At 57.0% G+C, this 14,683-nt stretch carries 25 protein-coding genes; 23 read left to right on the top strand and 2 right to left on the bottom strand.

The annotated features are described in order from the left end of the window. The first annotated feature begins 79 nt into the window (after positions 1-79). A complete protein-coding gene (locus IEI95_RS14685; protein ID WP_194416620.1) occupies positions 80-2,623 on the top strand; it encodes an HD domain-containing protein in 2,544 nt (847 codons plus the stop codon). A gap of 60 nt (positions 2,624-2,683) precedes the next feature. Here IEI95_RS14685 and IEI95_RS14690 read toward each other — a convergent pair whose 3' ends face one another. Beyond that, on the bottom strand, positions 2,684-3,379 hold the full coding sequence (locus IEI95_RS14690) for an XRE family transcriptional regulator (protein ID WP_194416621.1): 696 nt from the start codon (positions 3,377-3,379) through the stop codon (positions 2,684-2,686). Between the two features lie 127 nt (positions 3,380-3,506). Here IEI95_RS14690 and IEI95_RS14695 point away from each other — a divergent pair, with 127 nt between their 5' ends. Then, entirely contained in the window at positions 3,507-3,845 is a 339-nt protein-coding gene (locus IEI95_RS14695) for a helix-turn-helix domain-containing protein (RefSeq protein WP_156590288.1), read from the top strand. Between the two features lie 153 nt (positions 3,846-3,998). Next, positions 3,999-4,235 carry a hypothetical protein gene (locus IEI95_RS14700; RefSeq protein WP_194416622.1) on the top strand — a complete coding sequence of 79 codons (237 nt, stop codon included), beginning with the start codon at positions 3,999-4,001 and terminating at the stop codon, positions 4,233-4,235. Here IEI95_RS14700 and IEI95_RS14705 read toward each other — a convergent pair. After that, on the bottom strand, positions 4,185-4,433 hold the full coding sequence (locus IEI95_RS14705; RefSeq protein ID WP_194416623.1) for a hypothetical protein: 249 nt from the start codon (positions 4,431-4,433) through the stop codon (positions 4,185-4,187). The genes IEI95_RS14700 and IEI95_RS14705 overlap by 51 nt on opposite strands. 150 nt (positions 4,434-4,583) lie before the next feature. Between IEI95_RS14705 and IEI95_RS14710 the strand changes: the two genes are divergently transcribed. The 20 genes from IEI95_RS14710 (at position 4,584) to IEI95_RS14805 (ending at position 14,682) form a co-directional block, all read left to right on the top strand. Next, the gene (locus tag IEI95_RS14710; RefSeq protein ID WP_194416624.1) at positions 4,584-4,934 is read left to right on the top strand and encodes a hypothetical protein; all 351 of its coding nucleotides are present in this window, start codon (positions 4,584-4,586) and stop codon (positions 4,932-4,934) included. Continuing rightward, positions 4,934-5,791, top strand: coding sequence for a ParB/RepB/Spo0J family partition protein (locus tag IEI95_RS14715; protein WP_194416625.1), 858 nt, complete (start codon positions 4,934-4,936; stop codon positions 5,789-5,791). The genes IEI95_RS14710 and IEI95_RS14715 overlap by 1 nt, the downstream gene beginning before the upstream one ends. After that, complete coding sequence (locus IEI95_RS14720; RefSeq protein WP_071203634.1) at positions 5,788-6,252, top strand: hypothetical protein; 465 nt, start codon at positions 5,788-5,790, stop codon at positions 6,250-6,252. Before IEI95_RS14715 ends, IEI95_RS14720 begins: the two co-directional genes overlap by 4 nt. Continuing rightward, on the top strand, positions 6,249-8,315 hold the full coding sequence (locus IEI95_RS14725) for a transposase domain-containing protein (protein WP_194416626.1): 2,067 nt from the start codon (positions 6,249-6,251) through the stop codon (positions 8,313-8,315). The genes IEI95_RS14720 and IEI95_RS14725 overlap by 4 nt, the downstream gene beginning before the upstream one ends. A 37-nt stretch (positions 8,316-8,352) precedes the next feature. Next, complete coding sequence (locus IEI95_RS14730; protein WP_194416627.1) at positions 8,353-9,396, top strand: AAA family ATPase; 1,044 nt, start codon at positions 8,353-8,355, stop codon at positions 9,394-9,396. Then, positions 9,393-9,677, top strand: coding sequence for a hypothetical protein (locus tag IEI95_RS14735; protein WP_194416628.1), 285 nt, complete (start codon positions 9,393-9,395; stop codon positions 9,675-9,677). Before IEI95_RS14730 ends, IEI95_RS14735 begins: the two co-directional genes overlap by 4 nt. Further along, entirely contained in the window at positions 9,674-10,003 is a 330-nt protein-coding gene (locus IEI95_RS14740; RefSeq protein WP_194416629.1) for a hypothetical protein, read from the top strand. Before IEI95_RS14735 ends, IEI95_RS14740 begins: the two co-directional genes overlap by 4 nt. After that, positions 10,000-10,281: a hypothetical protein gene (locus tag IEI95_RS14745; protein ID WP_041696875.1), complete on the top strand. Its 282-nt coding sequence runs from the start codon at positions 10,000-10,002 to the stop codon at positions 10,279-10,281. The genes IEI95_RS14740 and IEI95_RS14745 overlap by 4 nt, the downstream gene beginning before the upstream one ends. A 4-nt stretch (positions 10,282-10,285) precedes the next feature. Continuing rightward, positions 10,286-10,939: a DUF3164 family protein gene (locus IEI95_RS14750; RefSeq protein WP_071203644.1), complete on the top strand. Its 654-nt coding sequence runs from the start codon at positions 10,286-10,288 to the stop codon at positions 10,937-10,939. An 11-nt stretch (positions 10,940-10,950) separates the two neighbouring features. Continuing rightward, positions 10,951-11,187 (top strand): hypothetical protein, encoded by a 237-nt coding sequence (locus IEI95_RS14755; RefSeq protein ID WP_194416630.1) that lies wholly within the window; start codon positions 10,951-10,953, stop codon positions 11,185-11,187. Continuing rightward, positions 11,184-11,837: a regulatory protein GemA gene (locus IEI95_RS14760; RefSeq protein ID WP_194416631.1), complete on the top strand. Its 654-nt coding sequence runs from the start codon at positions 11,184-11,186 to the stop codon at positions 11,835-11,837. Before IEI95_RS14755 ends, IEI95_RS14760 begins: the two co-directional genes overlap by 4 nt. Then, entirely contained in the window at positions 11,830-12,189 is a 360-nt protein-coding gene (locus IEI95_RS14765; RefSeq protein WP_234934226.1) for a hypothetical protein, read from the top strand. The genes IEI95_RS14760 and IEI95_RS14765 overlap by 8 nt, the downstream gene beginning before the upstream one ends. A 100-nt stretch (positions 12,190-12,289) precedes the next feature. Then, positions 12,290-12,796 carry a M15 family metallopeptidase gene (locus IEI95_RS14770; protein ID WP_194416633.1) on the top strand — a complete coding sequence of 169 codons (507 nt, stop codon included), beginning with the start codon at positions 12,290-12,292 and terminating at the stop codon, positions 12,794-12,796. Then, positions 12,793-12,969 carry a hypothetical protein gene (locus IEI95_RS14775; RefSeq protein ID WP_194416634.1) on the top strand — a complete coding sequence of 59 codons (177 nt, stop codon included), beginning with the start codon at positions 12,793-12,795 and terminating at the stop codon, positions 12,967-12,969. Before IEI95_RS14770 ends, IEI95_RS14775 begins: the two co-directional genes overlap by 4 nt. Beyond that, positions 12,969-13,241, top strand: coding sequence for an NAD(P)+ transhydrogenase beta chain (locus IEI95_RS14780; protein WP_194416635.1), 273 nt, complete (start codon positions 12,969-12,971; stop codon positions 13,239-13,241). The genes IEI95_RS14775 and IEI95_RS14780 overlap by 1 nt, the downstream gene beginning before the upstream one ends. Beyond that, entirely contained in the window at positions 13,238-13,591 is a 354-nt protein-coding gene (locus IEI95_RS14785; RefSeq protein WP_194416636.1) for a hypothetical protein, read from the top strand. Before IEI95_RS14780 ends, IEI95_RS14785 begins: the two co-directional genes overlap by 4 nt. A gap of 10 nt (positions 13,592-13,601) precedes the next feature. After that, positions 13,602-13,796 (top strand): hypothetical protein, encoded by a 195-nt coding sequence (locus tag IEI95_RS14790; protein ID WP_194417389.1) that lies wholly within the window; start codon positions 13,602-13,604, stop codon positions 13,794-13,796. Beyond that, a complete protein-coding gene (locus IEI95_RS14795; protein WP_156541075.1) occupies positions 13,786-14,004 on the top strand; it encodes a TraR/DksA C4-type zinc finger protein in 219 nt (72 codons plus the stop codon). Before IEI95_RS14790 ends, IEI95_RS14795 begins: the two co-directional genes overlap by 11 nt. An 8-nt stretch (positions 14,005-14,012) precedes the next feature. Beyond that, a complete protein-coding gene (locus tag IEI95_RS14800; protein ID WP_234665054.1) occupies positions 14,013-14,384 on the top strand; it encodes a DUF2730 family protein in 372 nt (123 codons plus the stop codon). Next, a complete protein-coding gene (locus IEI95_RS14805) occupies positions 14,365-14,682 on the top strand; it encodes a hypothetical protein (RefSeq protein WP_156536930.1) in 318 nt (105 codons plus the stop codon). The genes IEI95_RS14800 and IEI95_RS14805 overlap by 20 nt, the downstream gene beginning before the upstream one ends. The last annotated feature ends 1 nt before the right edge of the window (position 14,683 follow it).

The raw sequence follows: 14,683 nt of genomic DNA on the forward strand, positions 1-14,683 counted from the left end.
CTGTACATCGCCGCGTGCGCAACCGATAGTTTACGTTTAGGTGGTAGTGGTCGATACGACTTATAAACAAGAGATCACCATGTCATTTGAACGCTCCCGCTTATTTTCCGAATCGTTTTTGCAGGACCGCCCCGGAATAGATTCCAATGAGCAGGAACGTTTTAAAGGATATTTTTTGGCAATGAGGGCGCGAGTCGAGCCCCTTGTCGCTCGAGTGCTCCGGGATATGCCCGAATACACCGTTCACGATATAACCCATCTTGACGCATTATGGGAAACTGCAAGTTTGGTTGCCGCTGATGATCTTTGGCTAAATCCGGCTGAAGCGTTTGTATTTGGCGGCGCTATTCTTCTTCATGACGCATCGATGACGATTGCTGCTTATCCGGGTGGCATAGATGATTTAAAGATGTTGCTCGAATGGCGGGATTTTGCTGCGCTGTTTAAAGCGCAAAACGGATACGTTCCTGACGACAAGTTTGTGCTGACGAATGTTCTAAGAATACTTCATGCAAGGCATGCAGAGGAGTTAGCAGGTCAATCTTGGCCAAGCCCGAGTGGCGGTGCGAGGGAGTATTTGATTGAGACAAGTGAAATAAGACAATACTACGGACCGACAATTGGCAAAATAGCCTACAGCCACTGGTGGCCCATTTCTCAAGTTCAAGCAAAATTAAGCGGTCACCTTGGGCCTATGCCGCCGTTCACTCAATATAGCGTCGACAGACTGAAGTTGGCTAGTCTTCTGCGGGTTGCGGACGCAATACATTTAGATAGGCGTAGAGCGCCACCATTCGTCCGGGCGTTAGATCGTCCAAAGGGATATTCTGACCTGCATTGGATTTTCCAAAGCAGGTTGGGGTTTCCTCGTGTCGAGGGAGACGCCCTGCAGTTCTCTGCGGGCGAAGCCTGCCCTGTAGAAGAGTCTGAGAGTTGGTGGCTTGGATATGATGCGCTGACTCTAGCTGACCGGGAATTAAGAGAAACAGATTTACTTTTAAAAGATGCGGGGCATTCGGGGCTTAGGGTTCGCAGAGTGAAAGGTGTTCAAAATCCCTCTGATCTTGCTCATGATGTCCCTGTTGTCGGCTGGAAGCCCGTAAACTCGCCTTTTCATATTTCTGATGTTCCACGGATAATTTCTATATTCGGGGGAGAGAAGCTCTACGGGAGTGAGTGGTACGCCCCGCTTCGAGAACTTATTCAAAATGCCGCTGATGCCATCCAAGCTCGAAGACTGTTGCAATCTCTCGATGGCATTGGTGTCATAGACGTCACATTGGAAGATCGCGACGACGGTAGTTGGCTAATTGTAGAAGATGATGGCGTCGGCATGTCAGAAACTGTGCTGACGCAAAATCTTGTCGATTTCGGAAGCTCGTTATGGCGGACAACCGCAGTTAATGGAGAATTCCCCGGACTCGCGGCGAACGGTATGAATGCTGTAGGCCGGTTTGGCATCGGGTTCTTTTCAGTTTTTATGATCGCCAAAGACGTAAACGTTGTTACGCGTCGATATGATCAAGCCTCTTCCAGCGCGCTCAAGTTATCGTTCAATAATGGCTTCAACTCGCGTCCAATTTTAATGGTAGCCGGAAATGTGGAAACGCCAAAAAACGGTGGAACGCGTATCGAACTTAAATTACTAGGGAATCCTCAAGGCGAAGACAAATTTAAATTCGTAGTTGATGGTAATATTCGTAACAGTGAAAAATCTTCTGGGTCTATTTTTGAATATAATATGGCTCCCTCTGATCTTTGTCAGCTTATAAAGGAGATTGCTCCTTGTAGTGAAAGCCGCATTCGCGTCACAGTAAAAAATCAGACAGACATTGTGGTTGAGGCAAATGATTGGCTCACGATTGATCCTCTGTCGCTCTATGGGCGGATTTCTGATGATATACCAACTCATCTTTCCAAAAATATTAACAAACTTATGAGGCCTATTCGAGATACATCAGGTAATGTTATTGGTAGGGCGGCGATATGGCCATCTATTGGATATAGCAAGCAATCTGGTGTTTTGGTCTCAGGAGGGTTCCGCATTCAGAGCGTATCACATTTAGCGGGTGTGCTACTTGGTGAGGTTCAAACTGCAGCACGGAGCAGTGGTACTGCAATAATCGATAATGCTGAGATAAAGGAATGGGCGGCCGAGCAGTCTAATTTGATTTTAAAATGTGACATCTCTGATGAGAGACGTGCATTGATGGCTGAGGTGATATTAGAGCTCGGAGGAGACATCAACCGTCTGCCAATTGTTCAGCGTGATGGAAAATGGTATAATGAAATACAACTCGCTAAATTATTTAGGAGTTTGGATGAAGTTACTTTTCATTTGGGGGATGTGATTTATGATGATGATGACGATACATCCAGTTCAGCATTTGAAAACAATTTTGAGATTGACGACCAGGTTTTTTTCATACCGACTTTATCTAATAATTTTGGCGTTAGTCGGAGTAGAGTGGGCAGAAATCGGCGATCACAACTTGAATCAATATTCGTAAAAACGTTGGCTAAATCCTGGAAAATCGAAGCGACAGTTTCAGAAGATTGGACAGTTGTAGGTAAAGTCGGTTATACTGATATTTTGCGCCACACAACTACTTTTGCAAAGTGACATGAGTTTGGCGGCGGTAAAGCCCGTAATCATCTCTGTTAGATTTAGTTATAACGCCAATCACGGTGGATGCCCCACAAAAATCACCCGTCCAACAACTGCCAGATCCTCAACCCGGTTCGCGTCGAACGTCTCCACCGGATACTTCCCGGCCGTGTTGTCTGAGATCAGGTCTAGTCTTCCGTCCATTCGCCAGTTTGCGCGTTTGACCAGGACGGCGTTGCCGACGCTGAAGACGTAGATGCGGCCGTGGTCGACGGTGGTTTGGCTGGCGTCGACGATGAGGAGGGCGTTGTCGGGGATGGTGGGCAGCATGCTGTCGCCGGTGGACCACATGAGGAAGCAGTGGTCAGGGGCGCCGCCGAGATCTCGGAGGAATTTTCGCTCGAATGCTGTTTCGCTGGTTGGCATCTGGTTGACAGGGAGGAGGCCAGTTCCGGCTGAAGCGCAGACATCGTATTGGGGCATCATGACGAAGTCGGGTTTAACGACCTCGGGCAGCTCAATTTGTGAGGTGTTGGCAAACATGGCGCCATTGCCGGTGATCAGCCAGCTCAGATTGACCCCAAACAGGTCGTTGTAAGCGCTTAAGAGCGTCATATTGGGTTCGCTCACGCCGCGCTCGTAAGTTCCCAAGGTATCGGCAGGAATCCCAAGAAGCTCCGCGAAGCTCTTCCTATTGTCATGCCCTATCGCTTTCCGGACATCCGTAAGCCTTTGGCCGAGCGGTGTTTTTATGTTTTCTGGACGCGCCATGCCATTAAACGAAGAAATATCGTTTACAAAACGATGAAACTTCGTTATCCTCTCTATAAATACAGATCAAATCACCCATGAAAAAGGAGGCCAGTCAGGGCCTCCCCGTTCACAACGAGGAACTATTATGCACCGTGCCCGTGTTACGGACAAGGCAGCGAAACTGCGCCTTGATGAGATAAATCGCATAAAAGCCAGGCTCAATGTGGCCGGTCTCACGCTGCTGGCGATCGACCGGGAATATGGCTTGCCGCGCGGCACGGCCGGGAACACGTTGCAGCAGGCCAATCTGGCCGGAGAACGGGCGATTGCCGCTGCCTTGAAGACCCGCCCGCATCTGTTGTGGCGCAGCCGGTATCATCCTGATGGTCAACGCCGCGCACCGCAGCCGCCTGAAAACTATCAGCGCCCGCCCAACATGGAAAAGCGCCGCCTTGAAAGCTCCGGCACCCGCAAGGCTGCCTGAATTGGTGCGGATCGCTTGCTGTTCTAGCCTTTGGCATCCGGGTTTTCACCGGCAGAGCAAAAGCACGCCCTCTCAGAAGTTCCTTCGTTCCGGCTGTCCAGTCCAGCGATCCACGCCACACGCAAACATTCACCCAGAACATCGAGACGAACAATGACAAATCGACACGCTCAAATTGTCACCGAAAACCCTTCCATCGCGGAGGATGCTGCTGATGCCGTCCTTCGGAAGCTGATTGGTGCAGCCGGTGAAGATGAAACCGCCGCCCGGCTTGTTGAGCTTGCCCTTGAAGCTTTGCTTTACAAGCAAGATGAGGCCATCGCCTCGCAGCTTCTTTCCTCAATCCTTCTTCACGACAATCTCGCGGAGGCGCTCAATGGCCGCCTCTGAAAATTCCCGTCGCAATAACGCCGAAGCATTGGTTTCCGTAACCTCCGGATGTGCAATCAGGCTTTCGATCGTCACTGGCTTGCCGTCTTCAAGAAGGTCTACGGTCGCGTCTGCCAAGGGATGCCGCCATAGCAGCGGGTCGAGCGCACGTGCGCGTTTCATCGTGGCCGTGATGCGCTCTTCTATCGTTCTCTTCATTCGGATCGTCTCCTCGTATCCTCGTTGCGGGGTGATGACAGGTCTCGGCGCTGCGTTCGGGCAGCTCCGAGACCGCTATGCTCCCCTGATTCGCCCTGACCAAAACAGCCGGTTGGGTTACCGGATGTTTCGCCGAGTAGGGGGCGTCCCATGCTGAACCTCCACTCCCAGGCGTCGCTGCATGACGGGGCGTTTCATGCCTGCGTGATGGCTGTGCATGAGGGTTTTCCGCATCTCACAGTCCAGGCCATCATCGATCCGCCGCATGAATGGTTCGATGCGGCACTGGCCCGGCAGGTGGTTATTCACCTGATGGTTCGGGTGTTTCTGATCCCCAAACGACGGGTGGTGGAGCATCAGGAAAGATCCCGCGAGGCCGTGAACCGGGCGCTTCGAACGATCGACCGCCGCCTGCTGACCCCACGATTTGAACAGCATTATTGCAGGATGGCGGCTGCGGCTCGCGCCTCACTGACTGCCCGCATGGAGGACGCCGCCTGATGGCCGAGTTCAAAACCATCCCTATCGACCAGATTGTGGTTCCGGAGCGCCTGCGGGCGGTCGAGGAAGATCATGCACTGGCGATTGCCCAGAGCATTGTCGAACATGGGCTGCTCAACCCGATCACCGTGCGTAGCACCCGGGCTGCCAAGGGCGGAAACTATACGCTTGTCGCCGGCGCTCATCGCCTGCGGGCCATGGTGCTGAATGACGAAAGTGAAATCGAGGCCATGGTGGTCGAGGCCGACAAGGCCGAGGCGCAATTGCTTGAGATCACCGAGAACCTGTTTCGCAACGAGCTTTCGGTGATTGACCGGGCGATTTTTGTGCAGAGCTACCGCGATGTGTGGGAGCAGAAGTATGGGAAAATTGACCCCGCGAACAACCTCAAGCAGTCGAAGGGCCAAGTTGGCCCTTCGGTAGGACACCGAGCAAATTTGGTGCAATTGTTTGAGGACGAGGCCGAGCGTGGGTTTTCTGCGCACGTTGCCCAACGTATGGGGCTTTCGAAGCGGTCCGTAAAACGGCTTAATCAGATAGCCCAGAGCCTTTCCCCCGCACTTCGTACCGCGCTTCGCGGCACCCCTGCCGCCGACAACCAATCGCTTCTGCTCAAGCTCGCTAAAGCTGGTCCGAGCAAGCAGGCCGGGATTGTTGCCGGGCTGGAGAAGGAACCGGATATCAAAAAGGTTCTGGCCTGGGCGAAAGATCCAGCACCTCCGATCTCGGAGGCCGACAAACAGGCGATCGCGCTTCACCAGCTAAAGACGGCCTGGAAGGGAGCCGACGAGGCGACACGCCAGCGCTTCCTGCAATCCATCGGTTTGCTGGATGATGTTCAAGAGGCTGCCCAATGAGCAAGCCCGATCCTTCCCAGCTCGACTTTTTCGCCCAGCCGGTGTTCCCGGTGCGCGATGGCGCAAAGCAGGTCGATATCGATCGCTACCGCGCCAAGATCAAACGGGCGATGGCCCGCGCCATTCGTGAATGCGACTATGACCGGCCCACCATTGCCGCCCGCATGGCGCACTATCTCGGCCTGCCGAATGTCAGCAAAGCCACGCTGGACGCCTATACCGCCGAAAGCCGCAATGGTCACGATGTAACGCTGATCCGCTTCACGGCCTTTGTTCATGCCACGGGCGCGCTCTGGCTTTGGGATGAGGTTGCCTCTGTTCAGGGCGTGACCGTGTTGATCGGTGACGAGGCACGGCTGGCCGAAATCTCCAGGCTGCGGCAGGAGCGCAAGCGCATCGAGGCGGAAATCCGCCGCCAAAGCGCGCGCCCCGTGACGCTGGTTTCCAGGGGGCGGTCATGAAGGAGTGGTTTTCGCTGGCCGAGCTTGCGGAGCTGAAGCTGCCGGATCTGCCGCACAATGTTGCGAGCCTGCATCGGCTTGCCACCAGCCAATATTGGAGGGGCCATGACGGCCTGGCGCGGCAGGTCGCAGGCACGACCAAAAAGGTCTGGGAATATCATGTCTCCCTTCTGCCGCACGCTGCGCAGACACGGCTGACGATTGCTGAGGGATCGCAAACGCCTGAGAAATGGCAGGCGATCATGGCGCGTAAGAACCGGATTTGGGCGCGGTTTGAACGGCTTTCAAACGAACATCGAGAGATCTGCAAAAGCCGGCTGGATGTGCTTTGCCGGGTGGAAGTAATGGCTGCCCAGCCGGGTGTGACCCGCGCCGCTGCGATTGCCATTGCCACCGCCGATGCCGGTGTCCAGAAGTCGGCCTATTATGCCTGGAAGGCGCTGACGAAGGATCTGAGCCGCGAAGACTGGCTGGCGGCTTTGGCTCCGTCTCTGTCGCCCAGCTTCGAGATCATGCCTGAAATGGCTGACATCCATCCCGAAGCATGGGTGTTCCTGAAATCCGATTATCTGCGGCCGGAAAAGCCTGCCTTTGCAGCCTGCTATCGCCGAATGATGAAGGTCGCCAAGCGCGAACATTGGTCGCCGATACCCTCCGAGCGGTCGCTGCGCCGCCGTTTTGACCGCGAAGTCGGCAAGGCCGTGACACTGTTGAAGCGCGAGGGCAGGGACAAGGCAAAGGCACTCTATCCGGCCCAACGCCGCAGCCGCGCCCACCTGCATGCGATGCAGATGGTCAATATGGACGGCCACAAGATCGACGTGTTCGTTTCGGTTCCCTGGTCGAAAAAGCCGGTGCGCTTCTTCATCATCGGCATTCAGGATCTCTTCTCCGGCAAGATCGTCGCATGGCGGCTGTCGGAAGCCGAAACATGGGAAGCGGTGCGGCTGGTGATCGGCGACATGGTCGAGGCTTTCGGCATCCCGGAAGACATTTACATCGACAATGGCAGGGCCTTTGCCAGCAAATGGATCACTGGCGGCACGGTCAATCGTTTCCGTTTCAAGGTGAAGCCGGAAGACCCGCGCGGCCTGCTGACCACGCTTGGCGTTGAGGTACATTGGACCCGGCCTTATTCCGGCCAGTCCAAACCGATCGAGCGCGCCTGGCGCGATCTGGCGGAAAACATCTCCAAGCACCCGTTCTGCGCCGGGGCCTATACCGGTAACAAGCCGGACGCCAAGCCGGAAAACTATATGGAGCGGGCCATTCCGCTCGATGATTTTCGCGCCCATGTGGCGGCGCAGATTGTCGAGCATAATGCACAAGAGGGACGCCGGGCCGAGAACTGCAAAGGTCGCAGTTTCGATGAGACCTTTGCCGCCTCGATGGCCGCGCCGACCACGATTGTTCGGGTTCCATCCAAGGCACAGTCCTCGCTTTGGATGTTGGCGTCTGAGGCGATCAGGACCCAGAAGTCGAATGGCGGGATTCATTTCCAGGGGAACCGCTATTTTGATCCGGCCCTGAACGAATGGGCTGGAAAGCAGGTCATCATCCGGTTTGACCCCGATGCCCTTCATAAGCCGATCAGGGTTTATGACTTGAAGAACCGGTTGATCTGCGAAGCCGGCTGCATGGATGATGCGGGCTTCAGCAGCAGGGACGATGCGCGTGCGCATTCCCGTCTTGCCAGCACTCACAAGAAAGCCGTCCGCCTCAAGGCGGATGCGGAAGCAGCCCTCAGCGCCCAGCAGCTTGGCGAGATCTATTACAAGGGATCCAAGCCCAAGCCGGTGGAGGCACCAGAGCCGATCCGGCCAGCCGTGACGCGGTTGATCACCCGCAGCCAGCAGGTGGAAGCCCCGGTCGAGGCGATTTCCGATCAGCATTTCGAAGACAGTTTTTCCCGCGCGCTGGGCCTGGTTCAGGGCGGCGGGGTCATTGAATTCCCGCGAGGGAATAGCCCGGTGTCGCGTGTTTCGGACGCCGGGAACAACGAGCCGAAGAGTAATGCGTACGGTTCCGGAAAAAAGAAGGGCAGTCCTAAGACTGCCCGATAACAGGCCCGAATGGGCTATTTCACGGAGCTATAATTAGATGAACAAACATGCTTTCACAAGCCCCCCGACCGGTCAGTTGAATGGCGGATCGTGGGAGCGGCCATTGCAGGCCCCGGAAGTCTCGGCCAACAAGAGCGAGGCCGATATCGAAAAATGGTGGGAGCTGGTCGACCGGGTGATTGCCGTTGCCCGCCAGTTTCGCTGGACAAAGGCCGAGGTCACTCGCCGTTCAGGCATGAAGGACGCAACGTTCAGCCAGTGGTTTTCCGGGCGTTACGAAGGGCGGCTGGATAACCACAACGCGATGATCGAACAATGGCTGGATGCACTGCAGGCCGCCGCCAGCGTGGCCGCGATGATCCCGCAGGCACCCTCATTCATGCAATTGCGCGGGTCGGCCGAAGTGCTGGAAACCCTGACCTGGGCGCAGATCTGCCCGGATCTGGTGATGATCACGCTGGGCGCTGGGATGGGCAAGACGGCAACCTGCGAATATTTCACCAACACGCGCCCGCATGTCTATCACGCCACGGTCTCGGAAAGCACCAAGACGGTGCATGGCATGTTGACCGAGCTGGCCGAGCAATTGGGCGTTCAGGAGAACAATCCCGCTCGACTGGCGCGCGCCATCGGCGGCAAGCTGAAACGTACCGGCGACGGCACTCTGTTGATTGTCGATGAGGGCCAGCATCTGAATGACGAAGCGCTCAACCAGTTGCGCCATTTCGTTGACGTCTACAGATGCGGGGTGGCGGTTGTCGGCAATTCCGAGGTTTACAGCCGTTTTACCCGCGGCAGGCAGGGGCCATCCTATGCCCAGCTGAAAAGCCGGATCGGCAAGCGTCTTCAACGGGTGCAGCCATACCCCGAGGATCTGCAAACCTATATTGCCGCCTGGAGCGTGACCGATCCGGCCTGCATCAAGTTTCTGATGGGCATTGGCATGAAGGGCGGGGCGTTCCGCCAGATCGAAAAGACCATGCGCATGGCCCGGATGGTGGCAACCGGTGAGGGGACCGAGGTCAGCCTCAAGTTCATCCAGGCTGCCTGGAAGAACCGCGACGTGGAGGACATGGCATGATCAGCCTCCACAAGGAAATTCACGCTGTCGCCGGTCGCATTCGCCGTCTGGCAGACCGGCCAACGATCCAGACCACCGAACTGCTGCTGGAAGCTGATTTTCTCGACGGCCTGACCAGGCTTGCCCGAAACATGGAGCAGGAACTTGCCGTCCATCGGCTGACGGAGGCGGGCAAAGCAGGGCGACAGATTGTCGATGAACTGGCCAGCGAACAGTTCGCCGGTCTGGCCAAGGACGCCGATGCCAAGGTCATCCGCCCGGATTTCGGAGGCCGCTCATGAATTGCGCTCCACGTCCTTCGGATCTGATCCACTCGATCTGCCAGCGCTTGCGCGAATTCGAACAGACCGGCCTTCAACTGGCGCCTGATCATGTCACCAAGCTTTTGACCAATCTCAGGACGGTTCGAGAATTGTCGCGGGATATGGAAGAGGAGATGCGCATCCTCGAGCATCGCCTTCAGATGGCCGGTGAGGGGGGATCTGACCGGCGCAAATCCGGCCCGATGATCGATATCTCGGCCGGTAACGTTGTGCGCTTTCCAACCCGGGTTCGTGTCATCGATCCCTGCGGCAGCGGGCCATATGACGGTGGAGACGCCGCATGAAAAAGCTCGTCGTTCCCGTGGAGATCCCTGTCGATCAGTTGGCCGATGCCGTCGGTCCGCTGGTGATCAAGGCCCTGCGGGCGGCAGAGCGCGAGGACGAGGCGGCCGTTCTGCGCCGCCCTCCTATCCAGGCATTGATCCAGGCGGGCCGCACACTCTGGCACGCTCTCAACCGGTACGAAGCCAGCGAAGGCACACGCGATGAAAGACGCGCGCTGAACGCCCTCCTGGCGGCTTCAAAAGGCGTTCGAAACGCCGTCAAAACCATCAGGGATTAGCAACATGGAAGCGATTATTCTCGAAGAAACCAGCGATGACGGGATCACGATCATCAACGGTCGGCCGTTCATGGAAGATGCCAAGGGCAATCTTCTGCCCACGGCCAATATCAAGCCGGAAGACAAATTACAGGACGAGACCGTCCGCAAGATCATGAAATACGCCATTGAGCTTTCAGCCCGGATTGCCCGGTTTCGAGGGCATACGGTGGCCGATCTCGGCGCGTTCGATGCGCTGCTAGCCCAGGAATACGGTGCCAAGATTGGTGGGCAGAAGGGCAACCGGACCTACCAGACTGTCGACGGAAAGATGAAAGTCGTGGTGCAGGTTTCCGACCAGATCAGCTTTGGTCCGCAGCTTCAGATCGCCAAGGGCCTGATCGACGAATGCCTGACTGAATGGTCGGCGGAAAGCCGGCCTGAAATCCAGGCCATCGTGACGCGCGCCTTCAACACGGACAAGGAAGGCCAGATCAACAAGTCCGAACTGTTCATGCTGCTGCGCCTCGACATTGAAGATCAGCGCTGGAAGCGGGCGATGGAGGCGATCCGCAACTCGATCACGGTGACAGGCTCCAAGGAATATGTGCGGTTTTACACGCGCCAGAGTGCGGCCGATGGCTGGCAGGCGGTGACGATCGATCTGGCGAAGGTGTGAGGAGAATGGTGATGATGGCTCTTTATACAAAGCTGAAGGCTGAAAAAACCTGCCCGGTCTGCGGGCAGCCCGCCATGCCTGTCACCGAACAGCAGGAGCGCATGCTGTTGGTACGCTATGAATGCGGTGCGACCTTCGGGGTGAGCGGCATCCTGAATGTTATCAACGCCAACGAGCCATGCCCGACACCGTCGCAGGTGGCGGCGGCTCATTTGATGGTGGAAGCGGATTTAGCGGGGGCGGCATGACCTCCTCCATCGCCGCCATTCACGTCGCAAAGAAGCAGCTCGGCCTGGATGAGGATACCTACCGGGCCAAACTCAAAAACATTACCGGCAAGCCATCCGCCAAAGACATGACCGAGGCCGAGCGTCAGAAGGTCCTGAAGGTGTTTCGGGGTGAAGGTTTTGCTCCGGCTCCGGCCGCAGCAGGCAGGCGCAAGCCGCTTGCCGGCCGATACGCAAAGAAGCTCCAGGCGTTGTGGATCGCCGGCTGGAACCTCGGTGTTGTCGAGAACCGTGACGACAAAGCGCTGATCGCCTTCGTGACCCGGCAGACCGGATTGGATCATGTTCGGTTCCTGCATCATGCCGACGATGCGAAATCCGCCATCGAAGGCCTGAAACGTTGGCTCTCCCGTGAAGCCGGCGTCGGTTTCGGGAATACCAATGGATATGATTGGCTGGCCAGCGACGGGGCAAAGATCGCCTGGGCGCAGTGGAAGATCCTGCATCGCGGCTGTAGCCTGATGGTTCGCCAGGGCTTTGATGCCGAGGTTATCGCCCTTGCCGGTGAACAGGTGAGCTGGATCGGCGATCTCAAGGCAAGCCATTGGCAGATGGTGATGAATGCGCTCGGCGAGCGCATCCGGCATCGAGGAGACCAGGTCCGTGGCTGAGATCCGCGTCCCCGCCCATATCCAGCCCTATGTGACGGCGATCGGCATCGAAAGGACCGTCCAGTTCCTGTTGGCTTTTGGCGGGTCCTACGTCTATCTCTCGGAAAACCCGCAGGATCGTTCGCCGGTGGCGCGGGCGATCGGCAAGGTGGCGGCAACTGAACTTGCCCGACACGTCGGTCCCGGTGGGTTCCGCTGCCCGACCGGAAAGCCCTTTATTGCCGCCCATTTAAAGTATAATAAGGGCTTCACCACCAATGACATCGCTCGGGAACTTCACACCACAGATGTCACCATTCGCAACTGGCTTAAAGCCGGCGAAAGCTCTCAACTCGACCTTTTCGGCCTCTGACCCGCAAACCCTTGCGGCTGTTTTGATGCGCCCATAACGATCAGAATCGTCCTCAGCAAAGCCGGTCTTGCCCGGCTGTTTTCTTATGCTGGGAACGATCATGACCAATTGGCCTCAACAGTCTGCCGCTGCCGATTTCTACGGCAAGAACCTCAAAATCTCCAAAGGCGTTGCCGGACCTGATCCGGCCTGGGAAAGGGCAAACCTCGTCCTTGTTGCGATCCCGTGGAAGGCAGTAGCGGCCTGGGACAAAACCATCCCGCTTAAATCGTTCCGCGTCCACACCAGGGTCGCTGGCAGTCTTGGTCGCGTTCTTGGCAATATCTGGGATGTGTTCGGCAAGTCCCAGAAGGCCATTGAAGCCAAGAACCTGCATCTGATCGGTGGTGGCTATAACTGGCGGCTGATGCGGGGCAAGGCGGCTCTGTCCATGCATGCCTATGGCTGCGCCGTCGATATGGACCCGACGCACAATGCGCTTGGCGATCCGACACCGGACATGGACCCGCGCGTTGTCGAAGCCTTTGAAGCCGAGGACTGGATCTGGGGCGGCCGCTGGTCGCCGCAGCGCCGTGACGGCATGCATTTTCAGGCGGCGATCGTATGAAGATCAGCCTCAAACGCAAGATCGGGATCACGGCGTTTTTTGTCGCGGTCTACCTGTTTGTGTCCGTCGCTTCAGGCTGGGTCATTGGTACCGGCTTTCTGCACGCGGTTGCCTGCGGTTTGCTGGCCATCCCCTTCGCCTGGATGGTCAACCAGACATGGAGTGACGACTGATGCAAAAGCCGTCCTACACCACATCAAAGCAATGGCTCTGGTGTTCCGGTGCCTTGGCCTGGACTGTCATTCTGGCGCTCACTATCGCCGCTTGCCTTGGCTCTGAACAGGCTGTGGCGTTCGGCACCATTGCTGTCCCGAGCATGGTCGGCCTGATCGTTGCGCTGCTGGGTGTGCATCGCGCCTTCGGCTCTCTTGATATGCGGGCAATGACGCGGGGCGCAAAACCGGATCCGCCATGTGTTGAGCCTCCCGCCGGAGGTCAGTCATGAGCCGTTACGTTATCGCCGGTCTGGCTGCTCTTGCGGTTCTCGCCGCCATCATCTGGGGCGGAGTGGCCGGGATCAGCAAAATCAAGACCATGGTGGACACAGCCGCCAAAACGGCCCGGAGCGAGCGCGATGCTTACTGGAAAGGCGAGATCGAAAAATCGAACGCGCAGGCCCAGGCCAAGATTGCCGAGACCCTCAAGCAAACCATGGCAGCGCAGGACGCCGCCCGTGATCAGATCGAGGCCGCCAATCAGCGCGCCGATGCACTGGAGAAACAGAATGCGTCTCTGCCGGATGATGGCACTGGTGGCATTGGCCGCGACCGCGTCCGGCTGCTCAACCAACGCTGAGAGCCCGCCCGTGGTCAAGACTGTTTATGTCGAGCGTGAAGTTCCCGCCGCCGCCAAGGTGCAATGCGCCCCTCCCGTGCCACTGCCGGATCGAAGGCTGAACGAGCGGGAAACCCAGACCTATTGGGGCAAGGACAGGACGGCTCTGAGGACCTGCGAAGCGCGCCGGGCTGCCGCTGTTTCGGGGGTGATCCATGCTCAGTAACCTTCATTTCGAGTTGGCCGAGGTGCGGGTCGAACAAGAGCGTGACGCCAAGGTGGCAGCGGCCCGCGCCGACCTGAAGAAGGCCGGGGCAACGGAATGCCTGGATTGCGGCCGAGCCATTCCGCAGGCGCGCCGGTTTGCCTATCCATCGGCCATCCGGTGCTTCGACTGTCAGGTATCGATCGAGCGCGAGGTCTACTGCCGATGATTCTGGATATGACAGCCATCGGCGTTCTGATCTCGTTGGCGCTCAACAGCATCAACCTGCTCACGCAGTTTCGCACCATGATGTCGACCGGCGAAAAGAAGCTCGAAGAACGCATGGTGAAGGCGGAAGCCAAGCTGGTTGAATACGACCGGCGTATCCAGTCGCTCGAAAGCGAGCTGAAACACCTTCCCGATCGCGGCACGACCCACCGTCTTGAACTGTCGATGGCGGAAATCGCCGGACGTCTCAACACGATCGAAGTCGCACAAGCAGGCCGATTTTCGGCCATGGAGCAAAAACTAGCCCCCATCCAGGCCATGGGCGAGCGGTTGAACGAAGTCCTTTTGGAGCAAGCAAAGAATGAGCAGCATCGCGGTTGATTATGAAAAGTTGACCAGGGAGAAAGCCCGCCTGGTCATTCTCCAGGAGCTGGCAAAGCAGCAAAGCGAAAGCCTTTCGTCTGCCTTGCTGGCTCCGGCACTGCGGCTCAATGCGATCTATCAGGATCGGCCCTGGCTCAACCAGCAGATCGAATATCTGCGGAACCTCGGCGCGCTGACCGTCATCGATATCGATGAAGACATCAAGCTCGCGGCCTTGTCCGATCATGGCAAGCGGCACCTGGATCGTGAAATCACCATTGAGGGCGTTGCACGCCCGCGTCGGCCGGGGATCTGAT

Source organism: Agrobacterium vitis, from assembly GCF_014926405.1.
Lineage (GTDB): Bacteria > Pseudomonadota > Alphaproteobacteria > Rhizobiales > Rhizobiaceae > Allorhizobium > Allorhizobium vitis_H.